The organism is Streptomyces sp. SID5469 (assembly GCF_009862865.1).
Lineage (GTDB): Bacteria > Actinomycetota > Actinomycetes > Streptomycetales > Streptomycetaceae > Streptomyces > Streptomyces avermitilis.
Genome location: NZ_WWIN01000001.1, coordinates 8,906,437 through 8,924,916 on the forward strand (window position 1 = coordinate 8,906,437; position 18,480 = coordinate 8,924,916).

An 18,480-nucleotide genomic window follows, 5' to 3' on the forward strand; every position below is an offset into this window, starting at 1 on the left:
CACCCCATCGAACCAGGTACGCCACGAACCACCACCGACGGGGTCGTCCCATCGGCCGACCGGCCCCGGCCCCTCACTCGTACGTCAGCGGGAGCTCCGCCCAGATCGTCTTGCCGTCGGGCGTGTGCCGGCTGCCCCAGCGCTGGGTCAGCTGGGCGACCAGGAGCAGTCCGCGGCCGCCCTCGTCGAAGGTCCTGGCGCGGCGCAGATGGGGGGCGGTGTGGCTGGCGTCGGACACCTCGCAGATGAGCGTGGTGGCGTCGTGGATGAGGCGGAGCCGGATGGGGTGGTCGCCGTACCGGATCGCGTTGGTGACGAGCTCGCTGACCACGAGCTCCACGGTGAACGCGGCCTCGCTCAGGTGCCACGTGTCCAGCTGCCCCACCACCTGCTTGCGGATCGCCGCGACCAGCGCCGGGTCCGCGGGGATGTCCCACGTCGTGACCTGGGACGCGGGCAGCCCGTAGGTGCGGGCGAGCAACAGCGCCACGTCGTCGGCCACTCCGCAGGCCGGGAGCAGGGCGTGCAGGATCCGGTCGCAGGCCTCGTTCAGGGAGGAGCCGCGGGAGCCGGACAGGGCGTCGCACAGCAGCTGGTGGCTCGCGCCGACGTCCCGCTCCCGGCTCTCGATCAGACCGTCGGTGTACAGGCCGAGCACGGTGCCCTCGGGAAGGTCGACCACGGCGGACTCGAAGGGCAGCCCGCCCAGGCCCAGCGGCGGGCCGGCCGGCAGCTTGATCTGCCGCGGCCGCGCTCCCGGCGTCATCATCACCGGCGGCGGATGCCCGGCCCGGGCGATCGTGCACCGGCGGGAGATCGGGTCGTACACCGCGTACAGACAGGTGGCGCCCACCTCGCCGGTGGTCCCGTCCTGCCCGGCCTCCGCGGACAGCCGTACGACGAGGTCGTCCAGGTGGGTGAGGAGCTCGTCGGGAGCCAGATCGATGTCGGCGAGCGTCCGCACGGCGGTGCGCAGCCGCCCCATCGTCGCGGACGCCTGGATGCCGTGGCCGACGACGTCGCCGACGACCATGGCGACCCGCATCCCCGACAGCGGGATCACGTCGAACCAGTCGCCGCCCACCCCGGCGCGGGCGGCCGGCAGGTAGCGGGACGCCGCCTCCAGCGCGGCTGTCAGCGGCAGGGTCCGCGGCAGCAGACTGCGCTGCAGCGCCAGCGCGGTCTCGCGCTCGCGGGAGAACCGGCGCGCGTTGTCGATACAGACGGCGGCCCGGGCCGTCACCTCCTCGGCCAGCAGGACGTCGTCCGCCGTGAACGGATCGGGCCGCCGGAACCGGGTCAGGACGGCCACCCCGAGGGTCGCCCCGCGGGCCTGGATCGGTACCGACATCGAGGAGTGGATGCCGTACTCGTGGATGCGCTGTTCACGCCGCCGGTCCCAGCCGAGCCACTCGGCGAGCGTGGCCCGGTCGTCCGGGGCGACGATCGTCCGGCCGGCCACCAGTGAGTCCGCCTGCGGCGAGGAGGCGGGGTAGACGTCCACCTGTCCGGGCCTGACCACCGCCTCGGGGGAGCCGGGATTCACCGACTGGTGGGCGGCGCGGCGCAGCGAGACCGGTGCGGTGAGCGACCTGGGGTAGGGCTCGGCCCCGTCCTGCGACGGGTCCAGCAGATCGACGCTGACGAAGTCGGCGAGCGCCGGTACGCAGACGTCCGCCAGCTCCTGGGCGGTGCGGGTGACGTCGAGGGTGCTGCCGATACGGACGCTCGCCTCGTTCACCAGCTGCAGCCGCTCCCGGGCCAGGTACTGGTCGGAGAAGTCGTGGGCGGTCACACAGGCGCCGTGCACCCGGCCGGCGTCGTCGGTCAGCGGGGCGAGCCGGGCGAGCCAGGCGTGTGCGCGCTCCTCCCCGCCGGAGCGCATGTACGTCTGCACATCGCGTCTCTCCCCGCTGGCGAGCACCTCGCGCAGGTGCCGCTCCATCTCCTCGTTCTCGGGCTTGCCGCCGATCTCCGAGAGCCGCAGACCGCGGATGCGGTCCTCCGGAAGTCCGATCATGTCGGCCATCGCGTCGTTGATGCCGTGCAGCCGCAGGTCGGTGTCGTAGACCGCGGTCGCGCACGGCGACATGGTCAGCGCGCTCCTCATCAACGGGTCGTCCTGCGGGCGCGGGCCGAGGCCGCCCAGCGGGGTGACCAGCAGCCAGTCCCCGGCGCCGTTGGCGGGGGCCCGCTGTCTGTGGTGGGCGAGCAGCCACACGGACAGGGTGCGGCCGTCGCGGTGGCGCAGCTCGAGGGTGCCGCTCCAGCGGTCGCCGGACGGCCGCGGCGGATGTCCGGCACCGCCGAGGACCAACAGGTCCGCGACCGGACGGCCCTCGACCTCCTCCGGCGTGTAGCCGAGGAGCCGGCGGGCGCCCTCGTTCCAGTCGACCAGGACGCCGCTCTCGTCGATGACAGCCCGAGCCGTGGCGGCCTCGCCGCCGGAAGGCAGGTCCGGGCTCATCGTCGCCACTCCCTTGCGCACACTCTCAGTGAACAGGCGCGTCACACGGGTTCCAGCCTAGTGCGTGCCCCGATTCCGCACCCGGAACATGACTTCACGGCCCGCATCCGGGCGCCGCGGGCCGGCGCCCGTCCGTCCCGTCCTGCCGCGGTGGCGATCCGGCCGATGCGACGCGAGAGACAGAAGTGAGTGGACGGACCCTTGACGCGCATAAGTGTTCCTCCGTCAGAATCTGTTTGTTCACGATCAGTTGTGAGTACTTTTGAGCCGTTAACGAGGGAGAGTCGCCATGACGGTCACTCGCAGATCGGTTTTGATCGCCGGTACGGCCGCTCCGGCGGCCGGCGCACTCACGGGCATCGGGGGCGCGCCGGCCGTGGCCTCGGCCGGCGCCCCGGGCCGCCACACCGTCGCCCTCCGCGACGGCTGGCGCTTCGCGCTGGTCAACCCCGGCGGGATCACCGACCCGACCGGCGCGTACGCCGACGCCGCCGACCCCGGCCACGACGACTCGGGTTGGCGCGAGGTCGCCGTCCCGCACGACTGGAGCATCGAGCAGACGCCCACCACGCAGTACGGCACCACGAGCGGCACCGGCTTCCTGCCGGGCGGCCTCGGCTGGTACCGCACCGCCTTCACCCTGCCGTCCGCCCTCGCCGGCAAGCGGATCTCCGTCGAGTTCGACGGCGTCTACATGGACTCGTACGTCTACTGCAACGGCACGGAGGTCGGCCGCCACCCCTACGGATACACCGGGTTCGCGTTCGACCTCACCGACCTGCTGCACACCGACGGCACCACCGAGAACGTCATCGCCGTCAAGGTGCAGAACCGACTCCCCAGCAGCCGCTGGTACTCGGGCAGCGGCATCTACCGGGAGGCCCGGCTCGTGGTCACCGAGCCGGTGCATGTGCGGCGCTGGGGAACGTACGTCACGACGCCGGACATCACCGAGGAGCGGGCGGTCGTACGGGTGCGGACGACCGTCGTCGACGCGTCGGGTGCCGGGAGCGAGGTCCAGGTCGTCTCCCGGATCGTCGGCCCCGACGGCCGTACCGCCGCCCGTACGACGTCCACGGTGACCGTCGCTGACCAGGGCACCCAGACCCATGAACTCACCGTGAAGAAGCCCCAGTTGTGGGACTTCGCGCACCCGCACCGCTACACCCTGGAGACCGAACTCCGGGTCGGCGGCAAGCGGACCGACACCCACCGCACCACCTTCGGCATCCGCCGTGTCACCGTCGACCCGGACGAGGGCTTCCATCTCAACGGCACCCACGCCAAGATCAGGGGCGTCGATCTGCACCACGACCAGGGCGCGCTCGGGGCCGCGATCAGCATCGACGCCGTACGCCGCCAGATGACCATCATGAAGTCCATGGGCGTCAACGCCTTCCGCACCTCCCACAACCCGCCCTCGCCCCAGATGATCGAGGTCTGCGAGGAACTGGGCATCGTGATGGTGGTGGAGGCCTTCGACTGCTGGCGGACCGGCAAGACGAGGTACGACTACGGCCGGTTCTTCGACGAGTGGTGCGAGAAGGACGCCACCGAGATGGTGCTCGCGGCCCGTAACTCGCCCGCCGTGGTCCTGTGGTCCATCGGCAACGAGATCCCCGACTCGACGTCCACCGCCGGGCTCGCCATGGCCGACCGCATCATCGGTGCGATCAAGGCGGCCGACGACACCCGCCCGCTCGTCATCGGCTCGGACAAGTACCGCAACGTCCCGGCCAAGGGCTCGGCGGCCGACCTCATGCTCGCCAAGCTCGACGGACTCGGCCTCAACTACAACACCGCCAAGTCCGTGGACGCCCTGCACGCCGCCTACCCCCACCTCTTCCTCTTCGAGTCGGAGTCGTCGTCGGAGACCTCGACCCGTGGCACGTACCAGGAGCCCGAGCACCTCAACACGGGCGAGAACCACACGCCCGGCAAGCGCGCGACCTCCTCGTACGACAACAACCTCGCCTCCTGGACGATGAGCGGCGAGTACGGGCACAAGAAGGACCGGGACCGGAAGTGGTTCGCCGGGCAGTTCCTGTGGTCGGGCATCGACTACATCGGGGAGCCCACGCCGTACGACGTCTTCCCGGTGAAGGCGTCCTTCTTCGGCGCGGTCGACACGGCCGGCTTCCCCAAGGACATGTACCACCTGTTCAGGAGCCAGTGGACGAGCGAGCCGATGGTCCATCTGCTGCCCATGAGCTGGAACCACCAGGCGGGCGACACGGTCGAGGTCTGGGCGTACGCCAACGTCGACACCGTCGAACTGTTCCTCAACGGAAAGTCCCTGGGCACCAGGACGTTCGACACCAAGAAGACCACCGACGGCCGTACGTACTTGGAGACGACGGAGGCCACCGGCGACGACAAGACGGTCACCGACGGCCCCCACCCCGGGAGTTACACCAGCCCGAACGGCAGCGCGGGCAAGCTCCACCTCGTCTGGAAAGTGCCCTACGAACCCGGGGAGCTGAAGGCGGTGGCCCGCCGCAACGGCAGGGCGGTCGCCACCGACGTCCTGCGGACCGCCGGTGCGCCCCACGCCGTTCGCCTCACCCCCGACCGCTCGGCACTGGCCGCCGACGGCCGGGCGCTGTGCTTCGTGACCGCGGAGATCGTCGACGCCCGCGGTGTGGTGGTGCCCGACGCCGAGCACCTGCTCTCCTTCGCCGTGAGCGGCGGCTCCCTCGCCGGCGTCGACAACGGCCGGGAGGAGAGCGCCGAGCGCTACCAGGCAAGCACGCGAACCGCCTTCCACGGCAAGGCACTTGCCATCGTGCGCTCCGGTACGAAGGCGGGGACCCTGAAGGTGACCGCACGCTCGGAAGGCCTGCGTACGGCCACCGCGACCGTGCGCACCACCCCCGCGCGCTCCACGGCGACCACCCCCGCCGCCGAGTTCCGGCCCGACCACCCGGCGGCCCCCGACTCGCCCTCGGCCGACGCGAGTTACTCCGGCCGCCCCGACACCCTCCCCGCGGCCATGCTCGACGGCGACCCGACCACCGGCTGGTCCAACGCCTTCGCCAAGTCGGCCACGGCTCTGCTGCCCGCCTTCAGTGGCGCCCGGCCCGAGGACTGGGTGTCGGTCACCTGGGCCCGCGCCCGCGCCTTCGACCGCGTCGAGGTGTCCTTCACCGTCGACGCGACGCACACCCGGCCCGCCTCCGTCGAGGTCCAGGTCGGGGACGGTGACCGCTACACGCCCGTGTCAGGCGCCACCGTGGACTGGGCCACCGGGTCCGACGCGCCGACCGTGGTCACCTTCGACGCGGCACGCGGCGCACGGCTGCGTCTCGTCCTGACCAGCGCACACCCCGGCGCCGCCGACGGAGCGGTACGGATCAGCCGGCTGGAGGTCCCGCCCAGCTGACGGCAGCCCCCGCTCGCGCGCGGTCGGCGTGTACCGCCCGCGCGAGCGGCTGCCGCACGGTGACGTACGCGGTGTGCGGCAGCCGCTCTGAAGGCACCGCCGCCGGGCGGCCGGCCTCGCCCCTTCGGCCCCGTCCACCAGCTCGCCCGGGCCGCCCGCGTTCTGCGGGCCCACCTCGGAGAGGCGGACCTCGCGGCCTGGGCCGCACCGGGGGCCTGGCCCTGCTCAAGCCCCTGCCGAGCGCCAACGCCCGCTTCGCCCGCGCCACGGCGGTCACCCACATGTTCGTCAGCGGGGTGGGGTTCGACCCGCCGTACGGCGCGCTCGTCGACCTCGTCCGCGATCCGATGTCCGGCGAGGCGGACGTCTATGGCGCGGCGGACCGGCTGCGTTCCTGGCAGATCCGAGCGGATGCGGCCTCCTCGGGGCCGCCGACCGAGGGCGGAAGGATCGGGGTCGGCGGCCCGTTTCGCGCGGGAGAGCCGCCGTCCTGCGCGGGGCCTCCGAGAAGGGCCGCTTTCAGTGGACTACGGAGTTCCGCGCGCCGGGAGCGTGCGCGGGGCGTCGGCGCGTGCGCCCGGTTCACACGGGGCGCATGGAATATCGAAAGCCGGTGCGAGCAGCGCGAGTTGCTCCGTGGACCTGACCATTTTTCAAATGGTGTGGATGTTGTTCAAGTGCCTTGTTGGGCGTCAGTCACGTGTGCAAGGGTTACCTTCCTGCGCATGGGAAACGGTCGGGTCCGCATCTCTGTTCGCTATTCCGGGCTGTCGACGAGCTCAAAAGGCTCATCGGCCGACGGCCCGCCGCGTGGCCTCCGCCCTCGGACGTTTTCCTGACGCTTCCGTCAAGAAGGGCCGCATCAACCGGACTCTTTTCGACGAACAGAACTTTGTGTGCCATCTTGCGCCGTGGAAGGAAACCCCTCCGTGCACACCCCCCACCCTCCTCGCCCGCTTTATCCCCCGCGCCCGGCCATGCCTCCCGGAGAATCGGACGAGAGTCTCGGCGGCCAGCTGAGAGGCCGGCCGGAGGGCGCGGCCCCCCATCCCGTCGCGCTGCTGATGGCGCGGCACTGGGAGTCGACGTACGACTACGCCGTCATCTGCCTCGCGTCTTCGGCGAACGTCGCGTCCATCGTCACCGCCGGCGCCTTTCAGCAGGTCGTCGGGCGCCTGATGCGGTCCGGCTCCGCCGCCGCCGTGCGGCCCGCGCTGCTCGTGGCGGTGCGGGACACGGTCCGGGAGTGGTCCGCCGAAGAGCGGATATCCGGCGTTCTGCCGGAGCTGAGGAAACCCGCCGGGGGGCGTGGTATGCGGGCCGCGAAGTCCCTGACACCCGAGAATCGGGTTCTCGCCGAGCGCTCTTTCCTGACGCTCCCGGGCCTCTCCCGATGCCTGTTGTGGCACACCGAGGTCGAAGCCGAGAGCATATCCGTACCGGCCGGTTTGTCGGGCATCGGCACCGACACCGCGACGGCCGCTCTGGAACAGGCCCGCGAACAATTCCGTGAAGGCTGTGTGCGCGCCCACCGGGAGCTGGCGCCGACCAAGGAATGCCGCCTCTACAACCGGCTCCTCGATGTGCCGATTCGCCGTGGTGGCGCCTTGCTTCCCGATGTCCAGCGGCATCTTCTGGGGTGCCGCTTCTGCCGTAACGCCGCCGAGCAGCTCAGCCATTTCGAGGGCGCGCTCGGCGGTCTGCTCGCCGAAGCGGTACTCGGCTGGGGTGCCCGGCGCTATCTCGAGTCCAGACCGGGACGCACCCCGTACGGAGGGCGCGCTCGGGGCGTGTCCGGCTCGGGCGGGCGCCCGGGCAGCGGCGGGCGCCACCGGCTGCTGGCCCAGATCCCCGCCCCGGGCCGCCGCACCCCGGTGGGGGAGCGCGGCGCGCGGGCAGTGCTCACCGGCGTCGGTATCGCCTCCGCCGCCGTCCTTGCCACCTTCCTCGTCACGGGCCTGTGGTCGAACGACGACGGGAACGTCGACCCGACCGCCTCCACGAGCGCGAGCGGCGGCCGTACGACCGTCTTGCCCACCCCCGGCTCGCAGATCCCGCCCACGGTGTCGTCGCCCCCCGACTCGGCCGGCCTGCCCACCACGCCCCGGCAGACCCGGCTGCGCAACCTCGCCGCCGACCTGTGCCTCGACGTCCGGGGCGAGGCGAAGGCCGGCGCGGGAACCAAGCTCGCGGTGTGCTCCTCCGCATGGACCCAGCAGTGGACGTACGAGAAGGACGGACTGCTGCGCAGCGTGGCCGACCCCGAACTGTGCCTGGACTCCGGTGCGGTCGACGGGGTCGCGGAGCTCGGCCGCTGCGTCGCCGAGAGCTCCGCCCACGGCGGCGACGTGCGTTACGACCTGACCGTGCAGGGCGAGGTGCTGTCCCGCCGCAAGGGCAGCCTCGCCGTCACACCCGGCAACACCGATCCGGACGCCGACATCGTCGTCAAGGTACGGGACGGTTCCGACAAGCAGCGGTGGCTGACCGACTCCCCGTCGGACCAGCCCGAGTCGCTGTCGATCGCCGGTACGACACCCCCGTCGGCCACGCCCGCCACCGATGCGCCTGCCGCCACCCCCGCGCCCACGCCCGTGCCCGCGTCACCGGGCACCCGGCTCACGGACGCCCCGGTCGCCTCGTCCGCGCCCCCGTCGGAGAACTACGGGGAACGCCGGTCCCTGACGGTCACGGACACCTCCACCCCCGAGCCGGTGCTGCCGCTGACCGTTCACCTGCCCGACCTGCTGGGCGAGATCGGCGTCGGCCTGTAGCGGCCGAACGCGTGGCTGCCGCCCCACGGCGACAGCCACGCGCCGCCGGCCCACAACGGCGAGGCGACGTTGCCGCGCGGCAACAGGACCTAGGACACGAGGTCGCGCGGCGTCTCGCCGGCCACGAAGTCGGCGGCGTTCTGGACGGCGGCCAGTGCGATCCGGACGAGCGTCTCGCGGGTGACGCCGGCGACATGCGGCGACAGGACCACGTTCGGCGCCCTGAGCAACCGCAGGGCGGACGTGGGCGGTTCGGGGTCGAAGACGTCGATGCCCGCTCCGGCGAGCGCGCCCTTCTCCAGTGCGTCCGCGAGGGCGTCCTGGTCGATCAGGGCGCCCCGGGCGGTGTTGATCACGAACGCGGTGGGCTTGAGCAGCGCGAGCCGGTCGGCGTCGAGGAGATGGCGGGTCGCCTCGGTGAGCGGCGCGTGCAGGGTGACGTAGTCGGCGGTGCGCAGCAGCTCGTCGAGCCCGACGTGACGCGCCCCGCCGAGCCGGGCCTCCCTCTCCGCGCCGACGCGCTCCCGGCCCGCGTACACGATGCGCATGTCGAACGCGACGGCACGCCGGGCGACTTCCTCCCCGATGTGCCCGAGCCCGACGATGCCGAGGGTCTTGCCGGACAGCTCCGTGATGGACCGCTGGAGCCTCGGCAGCGCCCAGTCGGCGTCGACGAGCGCGGTGTGCGCCGGGACCAGCTGCTTGGCCAGGGCCAGCATCAGCGCGAACGTCTGCTCGGCCACGTTCTGCTGCTCCGCGCCGCTGGAGCCGATGTTGCACACGGGCAGGCCCCTGGCGCGCGCGGCGTCCAGATCGACGTAGTCGAAGCCGTGGCTCGCGCACTGGATGAGCTGCAACTCCGGTGCCGCGGCGATGTGTTCGGCGGTCACCGGGCCGAGGCCCGTGATGATGACGTGGGCCTCGCGCAGTGCGGCGGGGTCCTCGTCGGTCGCCTCGACGACGGTGACGCGGGCCTGGCCGGGGAAGACCGAGGCGAGCGCGGCCCCCGCGCCGCGGCCGCCGACATGGGGCGGGACGACGGCGAGGACGTTCTTGGTGACGGTCATACGGTTTCCTCGATCAGGTCGTCGGGGCTGAGCGTCCCCGGCCCGGCGTGCCCGGACAGCGCCAGGGTGAGGTCGAACTCGGCGAGCAGACAGCGCACGACGTGCTCGACGCCCGCCTGCCCGTCGAGTCCGAGCCCGTACGCGTACGGTCGTCCGACGAGCACCGCCCGCGCGCCGAGCGCGAGCGCCTTGAAGATGTCGTCGCCCGTGCGGATCCCACTGTCGAAGAGGACGGTCAGCCGGTCGCCCGCCGCCTCCACCACACGCGGCAGCGCGTCGGCCGCCGCCACGGAACCGGCGACCTGGCGGCCGCCGTGGTTGGAGACGACCACACCGTCCATCCCGGCGCTCGCGGCCCGCCGGGCGTCGTCCGGGTGCAGGATGCCCTTGAGGACGATCGGGCCGTCCCAGTTCTCCCGCAGGAACTCGAGGTCGGGCCAGGTCTTGCCGGGGTCCGCGAACATGCTCACGAAGTGCATCACGGCAGCGTTCGGATCCTCGTGCACCGGCTTGGCCAGGCCCGCCCGGAACGCCGGGTCGGTGAAGTAGTTGGCGGTGCCCACGCCGTGCAGGAACGGCAGATACGCCTGGTCGAGATCCCGCGGCCGCCAGGCCAGCAGCGGCGTGTCGAGGGTGACGAACAGCGCGGTGTACCCGGCCGCCTTCGCCCGGTTCAGGAAGCTCCGGGTGACCTCGCGGTCCTTCGCCCAGTACAGCTGGAACCAGCGCTCCGCGTCGCCCATCGCCTCCGCGACCCGCTCCATGGGGGTGCTGGAGGCCGAGGACAGGATGTACGGGACACCCTGCGCGGCGGCGGCCCGCGCGGCGGCGGACTCCGCGTCCGGGTGCATGATCGACAGCACGCCGACCGGGGCGAGCGCCAGCGGCGCGGGCAGCGTCCGCCCCAACACCTCGACGGACAGGTCGCGTTCGTGCACATCACGCAGCATCCGGGGCACGATCCGGCGCCGGTCGAGCGCGGACCGGTTGGCGCGGGCGGTGCTGCCATTGCCCGCGCCGCCCGCCACATAGCCGACCGGACCGGGGCCGAGCCGCTGCTCGGTGAGTTCCTCCAGCCGAGTCAGATCGGTGGGCAGCCGCGGTACGGCACCCGTCATTCCGTTCAGATAGATCTCGTACTGGAAGTCGGCCCAGTGCTTGGCCATCCGTACGTCCCGCCTCTCGTCCGTGAGACCGCGCTGTACGCCGTCGATCCTGGCGACTGCGACAAGATCCGTCCACTGTGGTGCGCACATCGCCCGGTGGGAACCCTCACCCGGTGACAGGCGAGTCCGCAGACCTCGGAGAACGCAGCCGGCAGCGGACGGTCGCCGAGCCGCGGCTGCTCCGCCTCTGAGCGATGTGGCGCGGAGAGAAGGATGGCCGGTGTCGCCGCCGGGGTGTGCGGCGTGGGCGAATGCCGTCCTTACGGGGTCTGCCGAAATCCGTCCGTCGCCGGGGCGTCTCGCGCACCGTTCAGCCGGTCGGGTCGGCCCCCGGCGCGGCGCGCCAGCCGTGCCACCGGTGCACGGTGATCGCGATCACCGGACCGCCCGGCGGCCGCTGCCGGTACGGCGCGTACTTCTCCCGCAGCACGGCGAGCACCGCGGCGTACTCCTCCCGGACGCGGGGCTCCGGCGCGTCGGGCGGCAGGATGCGGGCGCGGCCGTCCGCCCGCACCCACCACAGCCGGTCCCAGTCCTCGTCGTACGCGTCCACGAGCAGGCAGACGGCCGGGTGGGCGGCGATGTTGCGCAGCCGCTTGAGGCGCGGCGACCTCTTGGGCTTCCAGTCGACGGCGGTGACGACCTCGGCGCCGTGCCGAGCGAACACGACCGGCACCAGGTGGGGGCGTCCCTCGGTGTCCACCGTCGCCAGGCGTGCCACCCGCGCCGCCATGAACCGGCGGCGCGCCTCGTCCTCGTCCATGTCCGGCACGGTGCGCTCCGAATCTCCGGCCGCCGGAAGCCGGTACAGGCAGCCGGATGCGTAGGCCGCCGGAAGTCGGTACAGGCAGCCGGAAGCCGGCGCAGGCCGCCGGACGCTGTCACCGGTAGGCGGACACGGCCTCGGCCAGCTCGTCCAGCGTGCGCAGCGTCTCGTCCTCCGGCTGGGTCGGCAGATAGAGCAGGACGCGCTCGACGCCGAGTTCCGCGTAGGTGTCGAGCGACTCCCGGTCGTGCTGGGCCGCGTACACCACCACGGCCGGCCGGTCTCCGGCCGTCTTGCGCATGCGCTCGATCTGCGCGCCCAGCTCCTTGGGCGGTACTCCGCTGGGCATCCACGCCGCCCCGTACTCGGCGACACGGGCGAAGGTGCGCTCGCTGCCGCCGCCGACCCAGATCGGCGGGTGCGGCCGCTGGACGGGCTTGGGCCAGGAGTAGACGGGGGCGAAGTCGACGAAGTCGCCGTGGAACTCGGCCTCGTCCTTGGTCCACAGTTCGATGATCGCGCGGATCCGTTCGTCCATCAGCCGGCCACGTTCGGTCGGATCCGTCCGGTGGTTGCGCATCTCCTCCCGGTTCCAGCCGGCGCCGACACCGAACACGGCACGGCCGCCGGAGACCAGATCGAGGCTGGCCACTTCCTTCGCCGTGTGGATCGGATCGCGCTGGACCACCAGCGCGATCCCCGTGCCCAGAAGCAGCTCGCTGGTCACCGAGGCGACCGCGCCGAGCGCCACGAACGGATCGAGCGTGCGGTAGTACACGCGCGGCAGCTCGCCGCCGCCCGGGTACGGCGTCTCCCGCTTCACCGGGATGTGCGAGTGCTCGGCCAGGAGCAGCGCGTCGAACCCGCGCTCCTCCAGGGCCGGCCCCAGCGCCGCCGGACCGATGCCCTCGTCGGTGAGGAACGTCGACACTCCGAACTTCATCCGCGACCACCTCGTCTCGAATTCGCCCCCTGTTGACAGTGTGGTGCGGTACCCCCGAGGGGCGCAGTCATACGTACGCCGGACGGACGTGGGCCTCACCCGTGCCCCGGGTGCGTCGCTGCGTCGGTGCGACGTCCGGCGTCGCGTGGATCACTCCTCGGCGGCGGGGCTGTCGGCGCTGTCCTGGGGGTCGGCGTCCGGGCCCTGCGCCCGTACCCGCTGCACATGTTCCAGCGAGTCGCGCAGCTCCGCGAGCCAGTCGTCCGTGTGGCGCTGGACCAGTCGTACGCACCAGGCGAGGGCGTCGCTGCGGCTGCGGGCGACTCCCGCGGCGATGAGGGTGTCGAGGACCTGGCGCTCGGGCTGCCGCAGCCGGGTCATGACGGGGGCGGCGACCTGCGTGAACAGGGCGCGCTCGCCCCCGCACTCCACCCCCCAGGAGACCTTCCTGCGGAACCGGTGCTCCGCCTCACGTGCCACCGCGACCCGCTCGTCACGGGTGCGCTCGCGGAACTCCTGGACCCGGGACTGGACCGCGGCCTCCTTCTCGGCGGCCGAGGCGCCGTCGGTGAGCCGGGGCTCGGGAATGCGGCCGACAACGGTGATCTCCTCCCGGTCGACCGCCACCTCCACCAGGCTCTCGAACAGATCGTCGGGCAGGCGGCCGGCGAACCAGCCGCGCAGCTTCTCGCGTTGCTCCGAAGTAATCATGTAATGACCATTACTCCATCGTGAGGCAAACGCAAGGGGTCCGGTCGGGGTCTGCCATGAGCTGAACCGGAATGTTTCAGGCCTATTGCCGAACCGTGGAGATCCGGCCAGCGGGTCACCCCGGGTGAGCGGCAACCGCTCAGTTCTGGGGATCGGGCGTTCGAACTCTGTCACTTCACGCCACTGATTCAATACTCAAAGTTACCGAAAGCTGTGGGGTCGATGTGTGTTTCCCGCCCGGACTCGGCAGACTCGCGCTCGCCGAACCGGCACCGGACCGGCCTGACTTCGCCTCATGTGCGAGCGGAGCAGAAACGGTTCACCAATCAAGCGGAAGGATGCACACAATGCCGAACACCGCACGCTGGGCAGTGACCCTGACCCTGACCGCCACCGCCGTCTGCGGCCCCCTCGCCGGGGCTTCCCTCGCCACCCCGAACGCCGCCGCCTCCGGGCTCTACGCCCCCTCGGCCCTGGTGCTCACCACGGGCCACGGCCAGAGCGCGGCCACCGCCACCCCTGAGCGCGCCGTCACGCTGAACTGCGCCCCGACCGCCTCGGGCACCCATCCGGCCGCCGTCTCCGCCTGTGCCGAACTGCGGGCGACGGGCGGCGACTTCGATGCCTTGAGTGCCAGAAGCGATGCCATGTGTACCCGGCAGTACGACCCTGTGGTCGTCACGGTCGAGGGCGTGTGGCAGGGCAAGCGCGTCGCGTACGAGCGCACCTTCGCCAACGAGTGCGTGAAGAACTCCTACGGGACGACCGTCTTCACGTTCTGAGGACCGGGATCGCGCGGACCCGTGAACGTGGACCGAGGCCCGTAGCTGGGGAGTGCGAGCCTCGTCGCGGTGCGCCACGTGATCTCGCATAGGGGCCGGCCGGACGGAGTGGGGCCGTCCGGCCGGCCTCCTGCGTCAGTCGGACGTGAGGGACCAGCGCCCCACTTCGCGATAGCCGGAGTCGTATACGGCGGAGCCGTCGCCGGGCTTCATCTCGTAGTGGTGGAGATTGCCGCCCCAGTAGCGCAGGATCCGCCCCAGCTCCGTGGCGGTCTCCTCGCCCCAGGCCGCGTTCTCCAGGTCGACTTCGAGAACGAACTTCACGTACGTGCCTCCGCTTCCGGATCGTCGGGTGCCGACCGCCATCGTGCCATCACCTCAACTCCCGGTCCGGTCAGAAGTGTTGGCCCGGTTTCTGAAAACGTTCGCCTCCGGTGCGCTGAAGTACTTCGCCGAGCCCGGGGTGTCCGACGAGCGCGGCCTGTTGGGCCTCGGCTGGTACCGGCCCTGTCTCGGCTGAGGTATTGACAGGTGATGGCAGTTGCGGGAGCCGAAGCCCCCGCACTTAATGCATATGATGTGCAGGTGCATGAATGCAGCATCAGGGCGGCGACCCCCGGCGACCTCGACGGTGCGCGAGCCGTGATGCTCGACACCGTCTACCGCGACTTCGGCACCGGCTACGTTCCGCGCTGGCACGGCGACATCATCGATCTCGCGGGCGCCTACCTGGCCTCGCCCCGCCACACTCTGCTGGTCGCGCTCGATGGCTCCGACGGCGAGGTCGCCGCTACGGCCGCCCTCGACTCCCGCGGCCCGGCCCATCCGCCCAACCCCCGCCCGCTGGCCCGGCGTTACCCGTCGGGGGAGACAGCGCAGCTGCGGCGCGTGTACGTCCGCCCGGGGCACCGCAGACGCGGCCTGGCCCGCCGCCTGGTCGGCGAGCTCCTCGCCTTCGCGGCCGCGGACGGCGGCTACCGCTCCGTCTATCTGCACACGGATCCGGGGATCCCGGGCGCCGAGGCCTTCTGGCGCTCGCTCGGAAAGGCCGTGTGGGACGAGCGCGAGGAGCCAGGCGGTTCCGGTGTCGTCCACTTCGAAGTCCCCTTCGCCTGAGGCGCGCCCTGCCCCCGGTGGTCGCACTGCGCCGCCCGGAGCAGTCGCGTCACCGGTTGGAGTCGTCCGGAATGCCGGTGCGGGTCCGCTCCGGTAGCCGTGGAGCATGCGCTTTCTCGGCGAGCTGGACCAGCGGCTGTTCACCCGGGTGGCCGCCGCGCGGCTTTCCGGCGCCGATCCGGCGCTCATCCGGCTCAGCCGCGCCGCCGACCACGGGCGGCTGTGGTTCGCCGCGGCCGCCGTGCTCGCGACGGCCGACGGGCGCACCGCCAGACGCGCCGCCGTGCGCGGTGTCGGCTCCCTCGCGCTGGCCTCGCTCACCGTCAACACCGTCGCCAAGTGGGCCACCAGGCGCCCCCGGCCGCTGCTCGACCTCGTACCGCAGATCCGCCACCTCACCCGGCAGCCGCACACCACCTCCTTCCCGTCGGGACACTCCGCCTCGGCGGCGGCGTTCGCGACCGGCGTCGCCCTCGAGTCCACCGGCTACGGCGCACTGGTCGCGCCGCTGGCCGCGGCGGTCGCCTTCTCTCGGGTCTATGTCGGCGTGCACTACCCCGGGGACGTCCTGGCCGGTATGGCGATCGGCGCCGGCGCCGCCGCGCTCACCTGCCGCTGGTGGCCGCCGCGCCAAGGGGTCCCGGAACGGGTGCGTCCCACCACCCACGCACCCGCGCTGCCGGGCGGCGAGGACCTGGTCGTCCTCGTCGACGGGCGGGCCGGAACCGGACTGCCCGGCGCGGTCCTGCCGGCCGTCGAGCGCCTGCGCGTCCTGCTGCCCCGGGCCGAACTCGTCGAGTTCGGCCCGGACGACGACTTCGCCGCGCTGCTCGCCGGGGCGGCCGGCCGGGCCGCGCGGCGCGGCGGCGCGCTGGGCGTGTGCGGGGGCGACGGCAGCGTCGACGCGGCGGCGCGCGCCGCGGCCCGCCACGGGCTCGCGCTCGCCGTGTTCCCCGGCGGCACCCTCAACCACTTCGCCCTGGACGTGGGCGTCCCGGACTTCGACGACACCGCCGTCGCGGTCGCCCGGGGCGAGGCCGTCGCGGTGGACTTGGGAGTGGCGGCACCGAAGGAGGGGCACGACGTGCTCTTCCTCAACGCCTTCAGCATCGGGCCGTATCCCGAACTCCTCCGGCTCCGCGAGCGACTGGAGGGGCGATGGGGCAAGTGGTCCGCCGAGGCCGTCGCCCTCGCCCGGGTCCTGCGCACCGCGACCCCCGTGGAACTGCGTATCGACGGCCGCCCCCGACGCCTGTGGCTGCTCTTCGCCGGCAACGGCCACCACGTCCCCGACGGCTTCGCCCCCGCCTTCCGGCCGCGCCTGGACGACGGACTGCTCGACCTGCGCCTGATCGACGGCGACCGCCGCTACGCCCGTACGCGCGTGATCGCCGCCGCGCTCGCCGGCACGCTCGGCCGTTCCCGGGTCTACAGCGCCGCCCCTGTGTCCCGGGTCCGGCTGGAGGGCCTCGGCGGCACGCGGAACCTCGCCTACGACGGTGAAGTCACCTGCGCGCCGGATCAGTTGACGCTGGAGAAGCGTGGTCGCGGACTCGCCGTGTACCGGCCGGCCGTGCCGTGCGCCGAACCGGCCCGGCGGGCCCGCCTCGCCACCGCGATGGCCCACCACCGAAAGCGGAAGAGGGGCCGCCGTCTCCCTGCGGACGGCGGCCCCTCGGTCTAGTCGGCGCTCACATGTGGACGACCGGTGCGGCGTCCGCGGCCTGCTCAGGCTTCCCGGGGCGATAGAGCAGGAACGCGATCACCGCGCCCGCGACGAAGAAGACCGCCGACCACCAGAACGCGGTGGTGTAGCTCTCGATCGTCGCCTGTGCCCGGACCAGCTTGCTGGTCGCGTCCTTGCCGGACAGATAGCCGGTCGCGGCGCTCGCGGCCAGCGTGTTCAGCAGCGCCGTACCGATCGAACCGCCCACCTGCTGCATGGCGTTGACCGTCGCGGAGGCGACACCCGCGTCCTCGGGCCCCACCCCGCCGGTGGCGAGCTGCATGGCCGGCGGCATCACCATGCCGAGGCCCACGCCGATCACGATCAGCTGCGGCAGCACCGCGGTCGCGTAGTGCGAACCGGTTCCGATGCCGGTCAGCCAGGCCATGCCGACCGTGGCGATCGCGAAGCCCAGCGGGATGACGGCCTTCGGCCCGATCCGCGGCAGCAGCACCGTGGTGCCGAGCTGCGCCGTCACCATCAGCGCCCCGACCATCGGCAGGAACGCCACACCGGTCCTGGTGGGGCTGAAGCCCAGGTTCAGCTGAAGGTAGTAGGTGAGGAAGAGGAATACACCGAACATGCCCGCGCCGGTGATGAGCACGGCGAGGTACGAGGCACCGCGGCTGCGGTCGAGCAGGATGCGCAGCGGCAGCAGCGGGTGTGCGGCACGCGTCTGCCACCAGGCGAAGGCCGTCAGCAGCACACCGCCGGCGATCAGGAAGCCCCAGGTCCGCGGCGAACCCCAGTCGTGCGTCTCGGCGTTGGAGAAGCCGTAGACCAGGGCGAAGAGACCTCCGGCGACCAGCACCGTACCCGGCACGTCCAGCTTGGAGTTCGTGGCGTCGCGGTGGTTGCTCAGCGACAACCAGCCGCCGGCGAAGGCGACCACGGCGATGGCCACGTTGACGTACAGCGTCCAGCGCCAGTCGAACGCGTCGGTCAGGATGCCGCCGAGCAACAGGCCCACCGCGCCACCGGCGCCGGCGATGGCGCCGTACACGCTGAACGCCTTGGCCCGCTCCCGCGCGTCGGTGAACGTCGTGTTCAGGAGCGAGAGCGCGGCGGGCGCGAGGAGCGCGCCGAAGACCCCTTGCAGGGCACGTGCGGTGACCAGCATCTCGAAGCTCGTCGCGGCGCCGCCGAGCGCGGAGGCCAGCGCGAATCCGGTGACGCCGGCCAGGAAGGCGGGCTTGCGGCCGAAGAGGTCGGCGATGCGGCCGCCGAGCAGGAGCAGCGAGGCGAACGCCAGCGCGTACGCGGTGACGACCCACTGCCGGTTGCCGTCGGAGAACCCGAGGTCCGCCTGCGCCGACGGCAGAGCGATGTTCACGATGGTGGCGTCGAGGACGACCATCAACTGGGCTATGGCGACGACCGCGAGGATCCACCACCGCCGGGACGAGGCCGCGGGCGGCGCCTGCGCGGCACCCGTCCGGGTGCTTTCGGTCAGAGTCTTCTGGGACATGGGGGAACCACTCCAGGGAAGCCGTTCGAAGAGAAACGTAAACGAAACCGTTTCGTACACATCGAGGCTAGACCACTCCCAGCGAAACGGCAACGTTTCGCTGGGAGTGAGC

At 72.1% G+C, this 18,480-nt stretch carries 13 protein-coding genes and 1 pseudogene; 6 read left to right on the forward strand and 8 right to left on the reverse strand.

Going from position 1 to position 18,480, the window contains the following annotated elements; genetic code table 11:
• Nucleotides 1-73: 73 nt before the first annotated feature.
• Nucleotides 74-2,467 (reverse strand): SpoIIE family protein phosphatase, encoded by a 2,394-nt coding sequence (locus GTY58_RS38805; RefSeq protein WP_037650947.1) that lies wholly within the window; start codon nt 2,465-2,467, stop codon nt 74-76.
• 289 nt (nt 2,468-2,756) lie between these two features.
• Between GTY58_RS38805 and GTY58_RS38810 the strand changes: the two genes are divergently transcribed.
• The 3 genes and pseudogenes from GTY58_RS38810 (at nt 2,757) to GTY58_RS38820 (ending at nt 8,623) form a co-directional block, all read left to right on the forward strand.
• Nucleotides 2,757-5,849, forward strand: a complete 3,093-nt coding sequence (locus GTY58_RS38810) for a glycoside hydrolase family 2 TIM barrel-domain containing protein (protein WP_010988874.1) — start codon at nt 2,757-2,759, stop codon at nt 5,847-5,849.
• Between the two features lie 215 nt (nt 5,850-6,064).
• Nucleotides 6,065-6,253, forward strand: a pseudogene (locus GTY58_RS38815) (toxin Doc); the annotation flags it as partial.
• Between the two features lie 573 nt (nt 6,254-6,826).
• Nucleotides 6,827-8,623: an RICIN domain-containing protein gene (locus GTY58_RS38820; protein WP_078234605.1), complete on the forward strand. Its 1,797-nt coding sequence runs from the start codon at nt 6,827-6,829 to the stop codon at nt 8,621-8,623.
• A gap of 89 nt (nt 8,624-8,712) precedes the next feature.
• Here GTY58_RS38820 and GTY58_RS38825 read toward each other — a convergent pair whose 3' ends face one another.
• The 5 genes from GTY58_RS38825 to GTY58_RS38845 form a co-directional block, all read right to left on the reverse strand.
• Nucleotides 8,713-9,690: an NAD(P)-dependent oxidoreductase gene (locus tag GTY58_RS38825; RefSeq protein WP_010988876.1), complete on the reverse strand. Its 978-nt coding sequence runs from the start codon at nt 9,688-9,690 to the stop codon at nt 8,713-8,715.
• Nucleotides 9,687-10,856, reverse strand: a complete 1,170-nt coding sequence (locus tag GTY58_RS38830; protein WP_010988877.1) for a lactate 2-monooxygenase — start codon at nt 10,854-10,856, stop codon at nt 9,687-9,689. The genes GTY58_RS38825 and GTY58_RS38830 overlap by 4 nt, the downstream gene beginning before the upstream one ends.
• Before the next feature lie 310 nt (nt 10,857-11,166).
• Entirely contained in the window at nt 11,167-11,619 is a 453-nt protein-coding gene (locus tag GTY58_RS38835) for a TIGR03668 family PPOX class F420-dependent oxidoreductase (RefSeq protein ID WP_107083000.1), read from the reverse strand.
• Nucleotides 11,620-11,737: 118 nt separating this feature from the next.
• Nucleotides 11,738-12,565, reverse strand: a complete 828-nt coding sequence (locus tag GTY58_RS38840; protein ID WP_010988879.1) for an LLM class F420-dependent oxidoreductase — start codon at nt 12,563-12,565, stop codon at nt 11,738-11,740.
• 150 nt (nt 12,566-12,715) lie between these two features.
• A complete protein-coding gene (locus GTY58_RS38845; RefSeq protein ID WP_037650874.1) occupies nt 12,716-13,276 on the reverse strand; it encodes a hypothetical protein in 561 nt (186 codons plus the stop codon).
• A 347-nt stretch (nt 13,277-13,623) separates the two neighbouring features.
• On the opposite strand from GTY58_RS38845, the gene GTY58_RS38850 reads away from it, so the two are divergent.
• The gene (locus GTY58_RS38850; RefSeq protein WP_010988881.1) at nt 13,624-14,058 is read left to right on the forward strand and encodes a protease inhibitor; all 435 of its coding nucleotides are present in this window, start codon (nt 13,624-13,626) and stop codon (nt 14,056-14,058) included.
• A gap of 135 nt (nt 14,059-14,193) precedes the next feature.
• On the opposite strand, the gene GTY58_RS38855 is transcribed toward GTY58_RS38850, so the two are convergent.
• A complete protein-coding gene (locus GTY58_RS38855) occupies nt 14,194-14,382 on the reverse strand; it encodes a hypothetical protein (protein ID WP_037650946.1) in 189 nt (62 codons plus the stop codon).
• 261 nt (nt 14,383-14,643) lie between these two features.
• Here GTY58_RS38855 and GTY58_RS38860 point away from each other — a divergent pair, with 261 nt between their 5' ends.
• Both GTY58_RS38860 and GTY58_RS38865 read left to right on the forward strand, forming a co-directional pair.
• A complete protein-coding gene (locus GTY58_RS38860) occupies nt 14,644-15,174 on the forward strand; it encodes a GNAT family N-acetyltransferase (RefSeq protein ID WP_037650944.1) in 531 nt (176 codons plus the stop codon).
• Between the two features lie 106 nt (nt 15,175-15,280).
• The gene (locus GTY58_RS38865) at nt 15,281-16,858 is read left to right on the forward strand and encodes a bifunctional phosphatase PAP2/diacylglycerol kinase family protein (protein WP_010988884.1); all 1,578 of its coding nucleotides are present in this window, start codon (nt 15,281-15,283) and stop codon (nt 16,856-16,858) included.
• Nucleotides 16,859-16,865: 7 nt separating this feature from the next.
• On the opposite strand, the gene GTY58_RS38870 is transcribed toward GTY58_RS38865, so the two are convergent.
• Complete coding sequence (locus GTY58_RS38870) at nt 16,866-18,368, reverse strand: MFS transporter (RefSeq protein WP_010988885.1); 1,503 nt, start codon at nt 18,366-18,368, stop codon at nt 16,866-16,868.
• Nucleotides 18,369-18,480 lie beyond the last annotated feature (112 nt).

What these genes read in the sequence shown, in the direction of transcription:
- GTY58_RS38840 (WP_010988879.1), bottom strand. Translation starts at nt 12,565, where the DNA reads ATGAAGTTCGGAGTGTCGACGTTCCTCACCGACGAGGGCATCGGTCCG.
- GTY58_RS38850 (WP_010988881.1), top strand. Translation starts at nt 13,624, where the DNA reads ATGCCGAACACCGCACGCTGGGCAGTGACCCTGACCCTGACCGCCACC.
- GTY58_RS38845 (WP_037650874.1), bottom strand. Translation starts at nt 13,276, where the DNA reads ATGATTACTTCGGAGCAACGCGAGAAGCTGCGCGGCTGGTTCGCCGGC.
- GTY58_RS38805 (WP_037650947.1), bottom strand. Translation starts at nt 2,467, where the DNA reads ATGAGCCCGGACCTGCCTTCCGGCGGCGAGGCCGCCACGGCTCGGGCT.
- GTY58_RS38825 (WP_010988876.1), bottom strand. Translation starts at nt 9,690, where the DNA reads ATGACCGTCACCAAGAACGTCCTCGCCGTCGTCCCGCCCCATGTCGGC.
- GTY58_RS38820 (WP_078234605.1), top strand. Translation starts at nt 6,827, where the DNA reads ATGCCTCCCGGAGAATCGGACGAGAGTCTCGGCGGCCAGCTGAGAGGC.
- GTY58_RS38865 (WP_010988884.1), top strand. Translation starts at nt 15,281, where the DNA reads ATGCGCTTTCTCGGCGAGCTGGACCAGCGGCTGTTCACCCGGGTGGCC.
- GTY58_RS38830 (WP_010988877.1), bottom strand. Translation starts at nt 10,856, where the DNA reads ATGGCCAAGCACTGGGCCGACTTCCAGTACGAGATCTATCTGAACGGA.
- GTY58_RS38835 (WP_107083000.1), bottom strand. Translation starts at nt 11,619, where the DNA reads ATGGACGAGGACGAGGCGCGCCGCCGGTTCATGGCGGCGCGGGTGGCA.
- GTY58_RS38870 (WP_010988885.1), bottom strand. Translation starts at nt 18,368, where the DNA reads ATGTCCCAGAAGACTCTGACCGAAAGCACCCGGACGGGTGCCGCGCAG.
- GTY58_RS38810 (WP_010988874.1), top strand. Translation starts at nt 2,757, where the DNA reads ATGACGGTCACTCGCAGATCGGTTTTGATCGCCGGTACGGCCGCTCCG.